Source organism: Streptomyces sulphureus DSM 40104 (assembly GCF_000381025.1).
Taxonomy (GTDB): domain Bacteria; phylum Actinomycetota; class Actinomycetes; order Streptomycetales; family Streptomycetaceae; genus Streptomyces; species Streptomyces sulphureus.
Window position 1 is genome coordinate 370,455 of the sequence record NZ_KB905814.1, and the last position, 15,036, is coordinate 385,490.

The 15,036-nt window shown below is 72.9% G+C and carries 16 protein-coding genes; 10 read left to right on the forward strand and 6 right to left on the reverse strand.

The window, feature by feature from the left end:
• Positions 1-41: 41 nt before the first annotated feature.
• Positions 42-437, forward strand: a complete 396-nt coding sequence (sodN, locus tag F603_RS0105890; protein ID WP_019545088.1) for a superoxide dismutase, Ni — start codon at positions 42-44, stop codon at positions 435-437.
• A gap of 245 nt (positions 438-682) precedes the next feature.
• Here sodN and F603_RS0105895 read toward each other — a convergent pair whose 3' ends face one another.
• From F603_RS0105895 to F603_RS0105905, 3 genes are all read right to left on the reverse strand, one after another.
• Positions 683-1,843, reverse strand: coding sequence for a methyltransferase (locus tag F603_RS0105895; protein WP_019545089.1), 1,161 nt, complete (start codon positions 1,841-1,843; stop codon positions 683-685).
• Positions 1,844-1,884: 41 nt separating this feature from the next.
• Positions 1,885-2,700 (reverse strand): EamA family transporter, encoded by an 816-nt coding sequence (locus F603_RS0105900; RefSeq protein WP_019545090.1) that lies wholly within the window; start codon positions 2,698-2,700, stop codon positions 1,885-1,887.
• A 464-nt stretch (positions 2,701-3,164) separates the two neighbouring features.
• Positions 3,165-4,388 carry a CapA family protein gene (locus tag F603_RS0105905; RefSeq protein ID WP_019545091.1) on the reverse strand — a complete coding sequence of 408 codons (1,224 nt, stop codon included), beginning with the start codon at positions 4,386-4,388 and terminating at the stop codon, positions 3,165-3,167.
• Between the two features lie 225 nt (positions 4,389-4,613).
• Here F603_RS0105905 and F603_RS0105910 point away from each other — a divergent pair, with 225 nt between their 5' ends.
• Both F603_RS0105910 and F603_RS0105915 read left to right on the forward strand, forming a co-directional pair.
• Positions 4,614-5,501: a LysR family transcriptional regulator gene (locus F603_RS0105910; protein ID WP_019545092.1), complete on the forward strand. Its 888-nt coding sequence runs from the start codon at positions 4,614-4,616 to the stop codon at positions 5,499-5,501.
• 98 nt (positions 5,502-5,599) lie between these two features.
• Positions 5,600-5,833: a hypothetical protein gene (locus tag F603_RS0105915; RefSeq protein ID WP_016907486.1), complete on the forward strand. Its 234-nt coding sequence runs from the start codon at positions 5,600-5,602 to the stop codon at positions 5,831-5,833.
• Positions 5,834-5,889: 56 nt separating this feature from the next.
• Here the strand turns inward: F603_RS0105915 and F603_RS0105920 are convergent, their stop codons facing one another.
• Positions 5,890-6,420: an NUDIX hydrolase gene (locus tag F603_RS0105920; RefSeq protein ID WP_019545093.1), complete on the reverse strand. Its 531-nt coding sequence runs from the start codon at positions 6,418-6,420 to the stop codon at positions 5,890-5,892.
• Positions 6,421-6,505: 85 nt separating this feature from the next.
• Positions 6,506-7,867, reverse strand: coding sequence for an NsdA family TPR-like regulatory protein (locus tag F603_RS0105925; protein ID WP_019545094.1), 1,362 nt, complete (start codon positions 7,865-7,867; stop codon positions 6,506-6,508).
• A gap of 217 nt (positions 7,868-8,084) precedes the next feature.
• On the opposite strand from F603_RS0105925, the gene F603_RS0105930 reads away from it, so the two are divergent.
• The 6 genes from F603_RS0105930 (at position 8,085) to F603_RS0105955 (ending at position 13,480) form a co-directional block, all read left to right on the forward strand.
• On the forward strand, positions 8,085-9,611 hold the full coding sequence (locus F603_RS0105930) for an NsdA family TPR-like regulatory protein (protein WP_019545095.1): 1,527 nt from the start codon (positions 8,085-8,087) through the stop codon (positions 9,609-9,611).
• 102 nt (positions 9,612-9,713) lie between these two features.
• Positions 9,714-10,304 (forward strand): N-acetylmuramoyl-L-alanine amidase, encoded by a 591-nt coding sequence (locus F603_RS0105935; RefSeq protein WP_019545096.1) that lies wholly within the window; start codon positions 9,714-9,716, stop codon positions 10,302-10,304.
• Between the two features lie 103 nt (positions 10,305-10,407).
• A complete protein-coding gene (locus F603_RS0105940; RefSeq protein WP_019545097.1) occupies positions 10,408-11,304 on the forward strand; it encodes a 1-aminocyclopropane-1-carboxylate deaminase/D-cysteine desulfhydrase in 897 nt (298 codons plus the stop codon).
• A 29-nt stretch (positions 11,305-11,333) separates the two neighbouring features.
• Complete coding sequence (locus F603_RS0105945; protein ID WP_019545098.1) at positions 11,334-11,819, forward strand: GNAT family N-acetyltransferase; 486 nt, start codon at positions 11,334-11,336, stop codon at positions 11,817-11,819.
• Positions 11,820-12,089: 270 nt separating this feature from the next.
• Entirely contained in the window at positions 12,090-12,503 is a 414-nt protein-coding gene (locus tag F603_RS0105950; protein ID WP_016907493.1) for an ATP-binding protein, read from the forward strand.
• Positions 12,392-13,480 (forward strand): RNA polymerase sigma factor SigF, encoded by a 1,089-nt coding sequence (locus F603_RS0105955; protein ID WP_425426955.1) that lies wholly within the window; start codon positions 12,392-12,394, stop codon positions 13,478-13,480. Before F603_RS0105950 ends, F603_RS0105955 begins: the two co-directional genes overlap by 112 nt.
• Positions 13,481-13,528: 48 nt before the next feature.
• Here the strand turns inward: F603_RS0105955 and F603_RS0105960 are convergent, their stop codons facing one another.
• Entirely contained in the window at positions 13,529-13,966 is a 438-nt protein-coding gene (locus F603_RS0105960; RefSeq protein ID WP_019545100.1) for an ABC-2 family transporter permease, read from the reverse strand.
• Positions 13,967-14,058: 92 nt separating this feature from the next.
• On the opposite strand from F603_RS0105960, the gene F603_RS0105965 reads away from it, so the two are divergent.
• On the forward strand, positions 14,059-15,030 hold the full coding sequence (locus F603_RS0105965) for a diacylglycerol/lipid kinase family protein (RefSeq protein WP_019545101.1): 972 nt from the start codon (positions 14,059-14,061) through the stop codon (positions 15,028-15,030).
• Positions 15,031-15,036: the final 6 nt, after the last annotated feature.

A 15,036-nucleotide genomic window follows, 5' to 3' on the forward strand; every position in this document is an offset into this window, starting at 1 on the left:
ATCTCGCACGTGAGAAGACGATCACGAGGAAGGACAGCTTTATGCTCTCCAGCCTGTTCGCCCCCAAGGTGCAGGTCAGCGCACACTGCGACCTCCCCTGCGGTGTCTACGACCCGGCCCAGGCCCGCATCGAGGCCGAGTCGGTCAAGGCCATCCAGGAGAAGTACCAGGCCAGCGACGACCCGCACTACCGCACGCGTGCCACCGTCATCAAGGAGGAGCGCGCCGAGCTCGCCAAGCACCACGTCTCGGTGCTGTGGAGCGACTACTTCAAGCCCCCGCACTTCGAGAAGTACCCGGAGCTGCACCAACTGGTCAACGACACCCTGAAGGCGCTCAGCGCCGCCAAGGCTTCGACCGACCCGGCCACCGGCCAGAAGGCGCTGGACTACATCGCCCAGATCGACAAGATCTTCTGGGAGACCAAGCGCGGCTGAGCTCCGAGCCGTCCGACCGGCGGCCCCGTCCACCGGTCACTCCCGCACCCGGCCCGCCCGGCAGCCGCACCCCGCGGCGCCACGGCGGGCCGGGTGCGCTCACGAGGGCCCCGCATCCCCGCCCCACCTGCATACGCCTCGCAACGACCGGACGACGCCGACAGCGTGCCCGCCGCACCGGCACACCGTGCGGCCCTGCGTCGGCGCGGCATGCAACTCCCCGTGCCACCGCACCGGTTGCTCCGTCACCCCTGCACGCCCAACCGCCACAACGACGTCACCTCGGCGTCCCGCGCCGCGTGCAGCGGGTCGCCGGCGTCCGCTGCCTTGGGATGGCGCGGACGTGCGTCGAGGCGGCCCAGGACCCGGAGCCCGGACGACGCGATCCGGTCGAGGAGCTCCTCGCGGGTGCGCAGTCCGAGGTGCTCCGCGAGGTCGGAGAGGACGAGCCAGCCCTCGCCGCCGGGTGCGAGGCGCTCGGCGAGGCCGTCGAGGAAGCCGTGGAGCATACGGCTGCCGTGGTCGTAGACGGCGCGCTCGACGGGCGCGCTCGGTTTCGCCGGCACCCAGGGCGGGTTGCAGACGACGAGCGGTGCGCGCGTCCCGCCGGGCGGGAAGAGGTCGGCGCTGACGACCTCCACCGCGTCGTCGACGCGCAGCCGTGAGACGTTCTCACGAGCACAGTCGAGCGCGCGCTCGTCGGTTTCGGTGGCGACGACCCGCGCGACGCCGCGCCGCGCGAGCACGGCGCTGAGCACGCCGGTCCCGGTGCCGATGTCGAAGGCGAGCTCGCGCGAAGGCAACTGCTCGTCCGCGGCGCGGGCCACCAGGTCGACGTACTCGCCGCGCACCGGCGAGAAGACGCCGTACCGGGGATGGATGCGCTCCCCGCCGAGCGCCGGCACGGCGACGCCGCGCAACTGCCACTGGTGGGCGCTGAGCACGGCGTCGAGCTCGCGCAAGGCGACGAGGGAGCGCTCTGCGCCGGCGGGCGCGGGGCCGTACGCCTGCGCACACGCCTCGTGCACCGCGGGTGCGCGGCGCAGCGGGACCGCGTACCCCTCGGGGCCTGTTTCGAGCGGCACGAGAAGCATGCCGAGGAGCCCGGCGCGGCGGGACTGCCACTGCCGCGCGCGGTGGAACGTCTCGCGCGGCTCGGCCCCCGGTTTGGGGGGCTTGCGCTCCACTCGCCGCGCGAGCGCCTGGAGCAACTGCCTCGCCTGGTGGAAGTCGCCGCGCCAGACGAGCCCGGTGCCCTCGCAGACGAGCTTGAACGCACGGTCGGCGCTGAGCCGGTCGTCGGCCGGGGCGAGGCGGGCGGGGAGGCGGGCACCGCTCTCGGAGCGCCAGTGCGCCGAGTGCTCCCTGCCGTCCTCCGTCCAGCGCGCCGGCTGCTGGGTGGTCATCGCTCCAGCGTACGAGAGCGCGATCGGGGCCGGACCCGGCGCTACCGCGGTGCCGACGACGTACGCACGGCACCCGCGCTCGCCGCCACGACGAGGGCGATCGCGAGGAGTTGGAGCGGCCCGAGGCTCTGTCCGAGGACGAGGAACCCGGCGCCCGTCGCGACGACCGGCATCAGGCTCATCAGCACGGAGAAGGTCGCCGCCGGCAGCCTCCGCAGCGCGAAGAGCTCCAACGTGTACGGCACGAGCGACGACAGGACGGCGACGGCGGCGCCGACCCCGAGGACGACGGGGTCGAGGAGCGTCCCCTGCGCGCTGACGATCCCCGCGGGTGCGCTGACGACCGCGGCGACGCCCAGACCCAGCGCCAGCCCGTCCGCCCGCTCGAAGCGTGCGCCGGCGCGCGCGTTGAAGAGGATGTACGCCGTCCACATGGCGCCCGCAGCGAGCGCGAACCCGGCCCCGGCCAGGTTGAGTTCGCCGAACGAGCTGCTGCCGAGGAGGTAGACGCCACCGAGCGCGAGCAGCGCCCAAACGAGGCTGACGAGGCGCCGGGACGCCACGACGGAGAGGACGAGAGGCCCCAGCAGCTCCAGCGTCACCACCGCACCGAGCGGGATGCGCTCGACGGCCTGGTAGAAGAGCGAGTTCATGGTGCCGAGCGCGACACCGAGCCCGAGCACGGCCGTCCAGTCGCCGCGGTCGTGCCCCCTCAGCCGCGGCCGGCAGACGAGCAGCATCAGCACGGCGGAGAAGACGAGCCGCATCGCCACGACGCCGAGCGCCCCCGCTCGGGGAAAGAGCAGCGCCGCCACGGCCGAGCCGAACTGAAGCGACATCGCGCTCCCGATCACCATGCCGAGCGCCCCCGCACGCCCCTTCCCACTCGCGGGCCGCGGGGGCACGGGGGAGGGTGCGGCGGTCCCGGCCGCCGACTCGGAAGTGCTCATGACCGCACGCTATGCCGGTGCGCCGCGCCGCGTGAAATGCCGTACGGAGAGCGGCTATGCCGCAGGCGCATGACCGTCGGGACAGCGGTTCCCGCATCCCGCGCGCGGACCTCCGGCCGTCACCGGTTCGCCCTTCCCACAGGGCCGGCTACGGCTCGTACCGCCGCCCCGTCACGGTCGCCAGGGACACGTTCCCGCGTCCGCGGGGCTACCGTCCATGCGCCACGCGGGGACATCCGAACCCGCCCGGGACGGCGGCAAGTTGGTGCCGCGCCCGAGGGCCGGGAGGCGCCGACGCCCCGACGCGACGCGCCGGGAAGCGGTCCGCGGAGAGACCGAACGGTCTCCGGGGCGACGGCACCGTCCTCGTATCAACTCCCCTGCCGCAACCCCGACTTGTCGGCCCCCCGGCTCAACACGGCGCGCTCGATGGTCGCGTGGGCCTCCCGCCGCTCGTCGCTCCCCCGGTCGCGGCCGAGGTTGACGAGCGTGTGCCGGGGCTCGGTCTCCATCAGGTACGGCACGTACTCCGCCCGGCCGACCTGCCATTCGGCCGCCGCGCCCCCGGCGTCCGGGTCCTCGGGCGGCCGGAACGCGAACCGCGCCGCCGAGCCCATCGTGCCGCGCGGGTCGTCCATCTTGCCCGCGATCTGGTCGCCCATCCCGTAGACCACCCACGTCCCGTTGACCTTCTCGTACGCCTGCGGTACGTGCGCATGGGTGCCGATGATCAGGTCGATGTCGCGCCGCCCGTGGTGGCGCGAGGCGGTGAGCCGCTTCGCCAGCGCACGTTGCTGCGCGTCCGGCTCCTGCTGCCACTCCGTCCCCCAGTGCATGCTCGCGACGACGACGTCGGCGCCCGCCTTCCGCGCCGCCCGAGCGTCGGCGACGATCCGGCGCGGGTCGATGCGGTTGACGGTCCAGGGCTTGCCCTCCGGCAGCGGGATGCCGTTGGTCCCGTAGGTATAGGCGAGTTGGGCGACCTTGGCGCTGCCGGCCCGCAGCACGGCGGGGCGTCGGCTCTCGGCCTCGGACCGCGCGGAACCGACGTGCCCCAGCTTCACGGCGTCCATCGCCTTCAGGGTCCGTGCGACGCCCTCGCTGCCGGCGTCGAGGCTGTGGTTCGAAGCCGTCGAGCAACTGTCGTACCCGGCGTCCTTGACGGCCTTCGCCAACTGCGGAGGCGTGGTGAAGGACGGGTAGCCGGCGAAGGGGCCTTCGTCGGGCCCGTAGACCGTCTCCATGTGGCACAGGGCGAGGTCGGCGCCGCTCGCCAGCGGCTTCGCCGCCGAGAGCATCCGCCCGAAGTCGTAGGCGGAGGCGCCTTTTTCGCCCGAGGAACCGGCGTCGGCCTTGGCCTGCCGGATGAGCGAGTCGTGCACGAGCAGGTCCCCCGACGCGACGAGCGTGAACCCGCGTGCGGGCTGCGGCTGCCGGCTCGCGGCGCCTGCGGGGTCCTCCGGGTCGCGCGAGGCACGGTGCCCCGCGCACCCGGCGACACCGACGACGGCCGCGAGGGCGCCGACGGCGGCGAGTCGACGGCGGGCGGCTGCTCTCTTGGCGTGCGGGGCTTGGGCGGAAGGGTCTCTTTGCACGGGTGCTGCTCCAGTCTCCGGACGGTTGCTCGGGCACCGGGCGCCCGAAAAGTACGAAAAACTGCTGAGTCCACTCACCGCTACACGGCCCCGCCTCGCTCCGCGCAATGCCGTCGCCCCCGCCGTACGGAGCACGATCTGCACCCTCGCGAGTGCCGCGGCACGGCGGCGCGCCCCACCACACCGCCGTATCCGGCCGGAAGCCGCTGGCTATGCTCCGGAGCCATGACCGCCGACCTGCGCCACCTGAGGGCCTTCCTCGCCATCGCCGACGCGGGCACCGTCACCCACGCCGCCGCCCGGCTCGGCGTCGGCCAACCCACCCTCTCCAGGCGGCTCTCGCAGCTCGAGGACCACCTCGGGGTGCAGCTCGTCGACCGCTCGACCCACCACCTCGCACTCACCTCGGAGGGACGGAGCTTCCTCGACAAGGCAGCCACCGCCGTCGCCGCCGTCGACGACGCGCTCGACCCCGCACGCATCCGGTACTGGCCCGTGCGCCTCGGGCACTCCTGGTCGGCGCTGGGTCGCTACACGACGCCACTGCTCCGGCGCTGGAAGGCCGCACATCCGGAGACACCGCTCGAACTGCTGCGGATCGACGAGCGCATGGCCGGGCTCCTGGGCGGCCGCACCGACGCCGCCCTCGTCCGCGGAGAGATCCCCGACGCGGCCCCCGTCCGGCGTGCCTGGCTCCTCGACGAGGCCCGCGTCGCCGCCGTCCCCACCGGGGGCGAACTCGCGTCCGCAACCAACCAGTTGACACTCGACGACCTCGCGGACGAGACCGTCGTGCTCAACTCCGTCTCGGGGCTCACCACGCTCGCGCTCTGGCCCGCCGAGCACCGCCCCGCCTCGACGGTGCGCGTTGCCAACACCGACGACTGGCTCGGTGCGATTGCCGCGGGCGGCGCCGTGGGCGTCTCCACCGACGCCACCGCCGAGCTCCACCACCACCCCGGCGTCGTCTACCGCCCGCTGGCGGGCGCCCCGCCCGTCCCCGTCCACCTCGTCTGGCGCACGGGGCCCGGGCACCCCGCCGTCCCTGAGCTGGTACGGCTCGCCCGCGCCGTACTGCCCGAGTGCGCGCGGAAGCCGCCGCCCGGGAGGTGAGGCCGCGCAGGAACCGCTGCCGCCGGACGGTCGTTCACAGGGCAGGTGCCCATGCACGGGCCACGCGCCCGAGACCCCGACAACTAGGAGGCAGGACCGTGGCAGGCTTTCTCGACCGCGCCAAGGAGCAGGCGCAGCGCGGCATTTCGCAGGGCAAGGAAAAGGTCGAAGAGGTCCAGGCCCAGCGCGCGGGCAACGAGCTCCTGCGCGCTCTCGGCCAGGCGTACTACGAGCAGCAGCGGAGCAACGGCTCGGCCGAGGCCGTCCAGGGATCGATGGTCAGGCTGGAGCAGCACATCGCGGAGCACGGGGACGCCTTCCTCAAGAAGTGACCCCGCGCGGTAGGGGCGCGGACGTGCGCCGCGCCCCTACCGCGGCCTCCCTCGGGTCAGCCGAAGCGCAGCCGGTGGAGCATGAGCAGCGCCGCCGCCGTGTTGGCCGCCGGCACCTCCCCGCGCGCGACGAGCTCGGGCACCTCCTTGAGCGGCACCCACTCCCGTCTCGACGACTCGAAGTCGTCCTCCGGGTGCCCGACGTACTCGGCACGCTGCGACCAGAAGACGTGGTGCCGCGCGTCCATCAGCCCGTTCGCCGGCTCCACCGTCATCAGACGGTGGAGGCGCCCCGGGGCCCAGCCGGTCTCCTCGCGCATCTCGCGCGCGGCAGCGGCCGCGAGCCCCTCCCCGTCCTCGACGACGCCGGCCGCGATCTCCCAGCCCCAACTGTCGGTGATGAAGCGGTGCCGCCAGAGCAGCAGCACCTCGTTCCGCTCGTTGACCGCAGTGGCCATCGCCACCGGACGCAGGCGGATCACGTAGTGGTCGAGGTGCCGGCCGTCCGGCAGTTCGACGTCGGCGAGGTGCACCCGTAGCCACTGGTTCTCGTACACAGTGCGTTCACCCAGGTTGGTCCACTGCACGTGTGTGCCCCCTTCCTCACGGAGGTTGGGCACATCCCAGCATGTGGCTGCCGCGGCCGGACAGGGCCACTCGGTGCTGCGGTGGTCAGAGCGGAATCCTCAGCGCGTCGTCGATCAGTTGCGCCGCCTCGGCCGCCGGCGCACTCCGATGCCGCACGAGCTGCCGTCTGAGCCCGCGCATACGCCCGCGCAGGCGTTGCGACTCGACGCCGCGCGCATGGCCGACCATCTCCTTCGCCGTCTCCGCCGCCTGTTCCTCGTCGCCGCTGCGCAGCTCCACGTCGGCGAGGGTGGCGAGCCTGTTGACCCGCCCCCTGATGTGCGCCGGCGCGTCCGCCGACTCGCGCGCGTACCTACCCGCCGTCGCCAACTCGCCCAGGACCAGCAGCGCCTCGGCCAGCCGCACCTGCACGAACCCCGGCTGTACGTACCCGGTCTCCGCCGGCTCCTCCTCGGGCCGGATGCGTTCCGAGTACGCCTCGGCGGCCCGCATGCAGGCGTAGGCGCCGCCCCGGTCGCCGAGCATGGCGTACGCCTTCGCCTGCATCCCGTACAGATCCGAGGTGAGCGCCGCGCTCGCCCGCGCCTGGGGCGAGCGCAGCACGGCCTCGGCACAGGCGATGGCGTGGCGGCTGTCGCCGAGGAAGAGGGCCTGGTTGACGAGGAGGGAGACGACGTACCCACCGAAGAGCCGGTCGCCCGACGCCTTGCCCAGACGCAGCGCCTGATGGAAGTAGCGCTGCGCGAGGCCCTGCGCATCGGTGTCGTACGCGCAGATCCCGCTGATCGCGGCCAACGACCCGGCCGCCCTGAAGAGTTCGCGCCCTACCTCGTCCTCGTACCGGCCGCGCAGCAGCGGGGCGACCTCCGCATTGAGGAAGCCGACGACGCGGGCGCGGGTCGCGACGCCTCCCGCGTTCCGGTAGAGGCGCTCGTAGTGGCCTCGGGCCACCTGGAGCACCGAGAGCTCGGCCTCGCCCACGGGGCGCTCGCCGCGGTGCGAGACGTCCGCGTCGGCGGGCGGGTTCTCCCACTCCCAGACGGGCGCGACCGCGGCCGCACCGCGCAGGAGGGAGGGGGCGGCTCCCCCGGCGTCCTCGGTGTGGAGGCGGTCCGAGCGCCACAGGAGCGCCGCCCGCTCGACGAAGCCGCCGAGTCCGCTGCCGTCCGCGCTCTGCGGTGGCGGGGCCGCGCCGTCCGGTGGTCCTGCCATGCCGATGTCGGCGAGGGTGAGGGTGCGGCCGAGCCTCCCTCCGAGGACCTCGCAGAGCAACTCCGGCACCCTGCCACGCGGACGCTGCCCCTTGAGCCAGCGCGCCACCGCCGTGTGGTCGTAACGAAGGGTGAGTCCGGCTGCGCTTCCCGACTGGTTTACGCGCGTCGCCAGTCCGGCACGGGACATGCCGGACTGGTCGAGTAATGCGTCCAGTTGACTGTTGGGCTCCATGCCGCCCTCCGGTCGTCCGTCTCGTGTTTCGCAGAGTAACGGACGGGCGTTCACACGGGGTGTGAAAAAGCCACGTGTGCACGGTACTTGCACGCCCTCCCGCCCCGCCTCCGCGCGCGGTTTGCTGTGGGTAGCCGCACACGAGGGCGTGTGCGGAAGTCCCCAAGGAGGCTACGGAAAGTGAACGACCCTCTCGCGCTCGATCTCACTCAGCGTCATGAAGCCCGCTAGCCCGTACCGTGCGCCGGCGCACGAGACGGCGCAGCCGACGGCGCCCACCGCGGCGCCGGCGCGGGAGCACCGGCCGCAGAGCACCCCGCGGCATCTCCGCCCCAACCCCGAACTCCGCGCGCTGCTGCGGGAGAGCGACTGGACGCAGGCAGCCCTGGCGCACACGGTGGTTCGTCTCGGCGCCGAGGCCGGCGTACATCTTCGGTACGACCGCACCTCCGTCGCGCACTGGCTGCGCGGCAGCCGGCCCGATCCGCAGGTGCGGCGGTTCGTCGCCGAGGCGTTCTCCCGCCGGCTCGGCCGACCCGTCGCGCTCGCCGAGCTCGGCATGGAGCCGGGCACCGCCGGCACCGAGCACCAACGCGCCACGCAGGACGAGGCGTTCGGCGCCCCCGGAGGCCCGCACACCGAGCCGTTCCCGCCGCACCCGGCCGACCGCCTCACGGCGCTCACCAGGCCCGTCGTCGCGCCCCCGCGCGCCGATGCACCGTCTCCCCACCCCTACCGGCTGGCGCTGCTCGCCCCCGCCGCCACGCCCGCGCACCGACGCGCGGACAGGTTCGCGACCGCGCGCGCCAGGACGACGACGCCCGACGAGGCGGCCTCCGCCCGCGAGCACGTGCGCTTCTTCGCGCAGCAGGCCGACCGCTACGGCGGCGGCCACATCCGTACCCCGCTCGCCGCGTACCTCTCCGGCCTCGTCAGCTCGCTGCGCACCGGCACGGACGGCGCCCACCACCGCGCCCTCCTCTCCCAGGCGGCGCGCCTGAGTTACCTGCTCGCGCGGGTCTACGCCGACGAGCAGCGGCACGGGCTCGCGCAGCGGGCCTTCCTCACGGCCGCCGAACTCGCCGCCGAAGCCACGGAGTCCACGGGCGTCGCGCTCGCCCGCAGGGCACTCGGCACCCAGGCGGAGCAGCTCGGCTACGTCACGGAGAGCCTCGCGCTCGCCGAGGCGGCCTGCCGCTCCGCGCCCGACGCCGCAGCCCCCGGCACCCGTTCCTTCCTCTACGCGGGCCTCGCCGTCTCCCGCGCCGCGAACGGCGACGCACCCGGCGCGACCTCCGCGCTGCGGCACGCGGAACAGCACCTCGCGGCGGCTCCCGCCGACCTCACCACAGGCCCCGAGGCGCCCGACTCCGACCCTCTCGGCGCCTACCGGGAGTCCGCGCTCCTCTACCAGTCGAGCCGGATGCGGCGTGCACTCGGAGACGGCAACGGCGCACTCTCCGATCTGCGCGCCTCGATCCGCACCAGGCCGCCCGGCGAGCGCCGCGCCCGTGCGCTCTGCCACGCCGAGCTCGCCGAACTCCTGCTGCATGCAGGGAGGTTGGAGGAGGCGTGCGCGACCTGGCAGACGTTCCTCGACGAGGCACCGCTCGCGGGCTCGGGCAGAGTGCGCGCCGCGCGCAACCGCATCCCGCGGCTCCTGCGACCCTACTCGCGCCAGCGGTGCGTCCAGCAGCTCTTCGCGCGCACCGTGCTCCCACGGGAGAGACGCACGCCCCGCTAGGAGCACCGGCGACGGGGTAGAGCCAGAAGACACCTTGACCACCCGTCGCCGGCGGAAGAACACCGCACACCGCACACCGATCCCTAGCCACGGGGGGCACACATGGCCACACCGATCACCGCCGACGCACTGCTGAAAGCGCTGCGTGCGGAGAAGGTCTCCGTCGAGGAGGTCCGCGACTGGCGCAACCACAACCGCAACCAGCAGGGCCCCTGGGGCCCCGTCCACGGTGTGGTGATCCACCACACCGCGACCGAGGGCGCACAGGCCACCGTCGACCTCGTCTACGACGGCAGGCCCGACCTCCCCGGCCCCCTCGCGCACGCCTGCGTCACCAAGAACGGCACGGTCCACCTGGTGGGCCACGGCCGCGCCAACCACGCCGGCCTCGGCGACGACGACGTCCTGCGCGCCGTCATCGCCGAGCGCCGCCCGCCCTCCCCCGACCAGCAGAACGCCGACGGCAACCGGGCCTTCTACGGCCTGGAGTGCGTGAACCTCGGTGACGGCGAAGACACCTGGCCCGAGGAGCAGTTGGACGCGATGGCACGCACGTGCGCGGCCCTGTGCCGGCACCACGGCTGGAACGCCCGCTCCGTCATCGGGCACCTGGAGTGGACGGACCAGAAGGTCGACCCGCGGGGCTTCACGATGGACGCATTCCGCGACCGTGTCTCCCGGCTGCTGAAGTAGCCGGAGGCGGCCGGCGCCCGACGACGGTCGCGCCTGGTGCGCCCCGTCGCCCGGGCGCCGGCCCCCGCCCGCACCTCCGCCCGAAGCACCGGAGAATGGGAGGGTGCCCGCCCTCCCGGAGACCCTCGCCCCGCGCCTCCCCTCGCCGACCCAGGAGGCGCACGACTCCGCATTCACCGCAAGGAATGTCCGACTCACCCTCAAACGTGACGACTTGATTCACCCCGAGATACCGGGCAACAAGTGGCGCAAACTCGCCCCCAATCTGCGCTCCGCGGCCCAGTCCGGCCACCACACCCTCCTCACCTTCGGCGGCGCCTACTCCCACCACCTCCGCGCCACCGCGGCGGCCGGACGCCTCCTCGGCTTTCGCACCATCGGCGTCGTACGCGGCGAGGAGCTCGCCGCCCGCCCGCTCAACCCGACACTCACCCGGTGCGCCGCGGACGGCATGCGACTCCACTTCGTTTCCCGCTCCGCCTACCGCCACCGCGCAGACCCGGAGACGGAGGCCGACCTCCACTCCCGCTTCGGCGACTTCCTCCTCCTGCCGGAGGGCGGCAGCAACGCCGCCGCCGTCCACGGCACCGCAGCGCTCGGCGCCGAACTCACCGAACCGGGAACGGTCGCGGTCCCCTGCGGCACCGGCGGCACGCTCGCGGGCCTCGCGGCCGGGCTCGGTGAGGGGCAGCACGCCCTGGGCGTCGCCGTCCTCAAGGGCGGCTTCCTCACAGGTGAGGTATCCCGCCTCCAGCACTCCGCTTTCGGCGCCCCGTGCGGCGCGTGGCGCGTCGAGGACCGCTTCCACTGCGGCGGCTACGCCCGCACCACACCCGAACTCGAAGCCTTCGCCCAGGAGTTCGAGGAGCGGAACGGGCTGCGCCTGGAGCGCGTCTATGTCGCGAAGATGCTCCTCGCGCTCTCGCACCTCGCCCGGGAAGGGGCCTTCCCGCCGGGCAGCAGCGTCACGGCCGTCGTGACGGGAGCCCCGGCCGGGTGAGACAGGGGCCCGCACGTACGCTTTTTCCCGTGATCAGAGCCGCGACACCGGACGACGTGCCGGAGATCCACACCATGATCAGGGAACTCGCCGAGTACGAACGCTCCCCGGACGAGGCGAGGGCGACGGAGGAGCAACTCACCGAGGCACTCTTCGGCCCGCACCCGGCGGTCTTCGCCCTCATCGCCGAAGACGTCACACACGGTGAACGCATTGGTTTCGCACTGTGGTTCAGGAACTTCTCCACATGGACCGGTACTCACGGTGTGTATCTGGAAGACCTCTACGTCCGCCCCTCGGCCCGCGGCCGCGGACACGGCAGGGCACTGCTTTCGGCCCTTGCCCGAATCTGTGTCGAGCGGGGCTATGAACGCTTCGAGTGGTGGGTACTGAACTGGAATGACCCGTCGATCGGTTTCTACAGGTCGCTCGGCGCCGAGCCGATGGACGACTGGACGGTCTTCCGGATGTCCGGGGACCCCCTGCACGCCCTCGCCAAGGCCAACACAGCGTAGTCATCCGGGAATTGACGCACCGACCCCCTAGCCACGCAAAGTGCTCATATGTTTACTATGGGTTACGCTCCCGGCCGGGGAGCCGAAGATCGACCAAAGATCGGTGCGGGCCGCACGCCGGACAGGTTCGCGGTAGCGTCACCTGTGCAGGAGCGCCGCTCCCGTCGGTGGCCCACCGCAAAGAAGGGCTACGGGCGGACGGCTCCATTCGGCGCTCCCCCGAGCAGAGAAAGAAGAGCCCAACGGGCTTGTGCCCCCATGGAGGTGAGGGTGTCCCAGATCGCAGGCGAGCCCGCGGTGCAGGACTTCGTCGAGGTCCGGCTGCCCGCGGCAGGTGCCTATCTGTCGGTGCTGCGGACGGCGACGGCCGGCCTCGCCGCCCGCTTGGACTTCACCCTCGACGAGATCGAGGATCTCCGGATCGCGGTCGACGAGGCGTGCGCCATCCTGCTCCAGCAGGCCGTGGGCGGCTCCGTACTGAGCTGTGTCTTCACCCTCGTCGGAGACTCCCTGCGCGTCACCGTCTCGGCACCGACGACCGACGGCCGCGCTCCCGAGCGCGACACCTTCGCCTGGACGGTGCTCTCCGCACTCGCAGGCGAGGTCGACTCCTCCGTCGACGAGGACCGCACGGTCAGCATCAGCCTGCACAAGAAGCGCGGCACGGGCCCCGGCGCATCGTGACCGAGCACGAGGCGAGGGAGGCGAGGGAGGCCGCCGGCGCTCCCGGGGCGACCACCGGTGGCCCCGGCGCCGCGTGGACGGGGCCCGGCGTCCCCGAGCAGCAGGCGAGGCCGCACCCGGCGGACCCGAGCAGTCAGCGAACTGAGCAGGCGGAGCGGGCGGACGCGATGGAGCAGCAGGACGCGACAGAGGGACGGAGCGAGCAGGACACCCTGCCGGCCCCGCAGGACCGCAGCAGCGCCCGCGCACTCTTCTCGGAACTGCGCGCCCTCCCCGAGGGCTCGCCCCAACGCGCGGCGCTCCGCGAGCACTTGGTCCGGATGCACCTCCCGCTCGTCGAGCACCTCGCCCGTCGCTTCCGCAACCGCGGCGAACCCCTCGACGACCTCACCCAGGTCGCAACGATCGGCCTCATCAAGTCCGTCGACCGTTTCGACCCGGAGCGCGGCGTCGAGTTCTCGACGTACGCGACGCCGACGGTGGTGGGTGAGATCAAGCGGCACTTCAGGGACAAGGGCTGGGCGGTCCGCGTCCCCCGCAGGCTCCAGGAGCTCCGGCTCTCGCTCAGCTCGGCGACGGCCGAACTCTCCCAACAGCACGGCCGCGCCCCCACGGTGCACGAGCTGGCCCAGCGCCTCTCGATCTCCGAGGAAGAGGTCCTGGAGGGCCTGGAGTCGGCGAACGCGTACTCCACCCTCTCCCTCGACGTCCCCGACACCGACGACGAGTCCCCGGCCGTCGCCGACACCCTGGGGGCCGAGGACGACGCGCTCGAAGGCGTCGAGTACCGCGAGTCGCTCAAGCCGCTGCTGGAGGAGCTCCCGCCGCGCGAGAAGAAGATCCTGCTGCTGCGGTTCTTCGGGAACATGACCCAGTCGCAGATCGCGCAGGAGGTCGGCATCTCGCAGATGCACGTCTCCAGGCTCCTTGCGCGCACCCTCGCACAGCTTCGGGACAAGCTTCTCGTGGAGGAGTGAGGCGTCCCTCACACGTCAACGGGGCGGCCCGGCCGCCCCGTTCGCGTTTCAGCCGCGCTGCGCGCCGCCCGCCTCCTCGTCGCCCGCGCGGAGCGCGAGGATCGCCGGAGGGTTGAGCAGGCAGCCGATCACCACCACCCCCACACCCGCGATCACCAGCCCACCGAACGTCCACGCCCCGCCGTTCTGCGCCATCTGCCAGCCGAAGGGGAGCGACAGCACCTGGACGATCATCGAGGGCCCGCGGCCCCAGCGCTTCGACAGCCAGAGTCCGCGCGCCGCCAGCAGCGGTATCACCGAGAGCGCGAGCACGGTCACGGCCATCGTCGCCGCCTGCACCGTGCCGTCCGGTGTACGGGTGGCGAGGAGCACCAGCGAGACGATGCCGAACCCGGCGACCACGACGCCTTCGAGCGCCGTCAGCACGGAGGCGACGGTGATACGCGTCAGCCGCTTCGGCTCGACCTGCTCCCGGTTCTCACTCACACCTCGCACCCTAACGCCGCGACGGTACGTACCCGGGCCGTCCCCGGGTACGGGCTGGGCCGCCCGCAGCGCGCATGGGTACTCTGCACCCCATGCGCGCACTCCTCGTGGTCAACCCGGCAGCCACCACCACCAGCGCCCGGACCCGTGACGTGCTCACCCACGCGCTCGCCAGCGACCTCAAACTGGACGTCGCACTCACCGAGTACCGCGGCCACGCCAGGGACCTCGCCCGCCGCGCCGCACAGGACGGCTCGGCCGAACTCGTCATCGCGCTCGGCGGCGACGGCACCGTCAACGAGGTGGTCAACGGCCTCCTGGAGGAGGGCCCCGACGCGGAGCGCCTCCCGGGTCTCGCAGTGGTCCCCGGCGGCTCGGCGAACGTCTTCGCGCGCGCCCTCGGCCTCCCCAACGACGTCATCGAGGCGACGGGCGCGCTCCTCGACGCCCTCCAGACCGGCAGCGCACGCACCGTCGGCCTCGGCCTCGCCGCCGGCACCCCCGGCACCGAGGACGCGGCCGTCGCCCCGCGCTGGTTCACCTTCACCGCGGGACTGGGGTTCGACGCCGGTGCGGTCGGTCGGGTCGAGCAGCAGCGCGAGCGCGGCAAGCGCGCCACCAACGCGCTCTACGTCCGCCAGGTGCTCCGGCAGTTCCTGGGCGAGACGCACCGCTCGAAGGGCACGATCACCCTGGAGCTGCCGGAAGTCGAGGATCCGATCCGCGACCTCGTGCTGGCCGTGGTCTGCAACACCGCTCCGTGGACGTACCTCGGCAACCGCCCCCTCTACGCGGCCCCGCAAGCGTCGTTCGACGACGCGCTCGACGTCCTCGGTCTCTCCAGGCTGACGCCGGCCGCGGTGAGCCGGTACGGCACGCAACTCCTCACTTCGAGCCCCGAGCGCGGCCTGCACGGGAAGCACGCGACCACGCTCCACGACCTCCCGGAGTTCACCTTGCATTCCCAGGTGCCGCTGCCGTTCCAACTGGACGGTGACCACCTGGGAGTGCGTTCCAGCGTGACGTTCACAGGCGTACGCCGTGCACTGCGTGTGATTGTGTAAGCGGAA

Excerpts from the sequence above, each read along its gene's own strand:
- sodN (WP_019545088.1), top strand. The coding sequence starts at position 42 with ATGCTCTCCAGCCTGTTCGCCCCCAAGGTGCAGGTCAGCGCACACTGC.
- F603_RS0105895 (WP_019545089.1), bottom strand. The coding sequence starts at position 1,843 with ATGACCACCCAGCAGCCGGCGCGCTGGACGGAGGACGGCAGGGAGCAC.
- F603_RS0105900 (WP_019545090.1), bottom strand. The coding sequence starts at position 2,700 with ATGGTGATCGGGAGCGCGATGTCGCTTCAGTTCGGCTCGGCCGTGGCG.
- F603_RS0105910 (WP_019545092.1), top strand. The coding sequence starts at position 4,614 with ATGACCGCCGACCTGCGCCACCTGAGGGCCTTCCTCGCCATCGCCGAC.
- F603_RS0105925 (WP_019545094.1), bottom strand. The coding sequence starts at position 7,867 with ATGGAGCCCAACAGTCAACTGGACGCATTACTCGACCAGTCCGGCATG.
- F603_RS0105930 (WP_019545095.1), top strand. The coding sequence starts at position 8,085 with ATGAAGCCCGCTAGCCCGTACCGTGCGCCGGCGCACGAGACGGCGCAG.
- F603_RS0105935 (WP_019545096.1), top strand. The coding sequence starts at position 9,714 with ATGGCCACACCGATCACCGCCGACGCACTGCTGAAAGCGCTGCGTGCG.
- F603_RS0105965 (WP_019545101.1), top strand. The coding sequence starts at position 14,059 with ATGCGCGCACTCCTCGTGGTCAACCCGGCAGCCACCACCACCAGCGCC.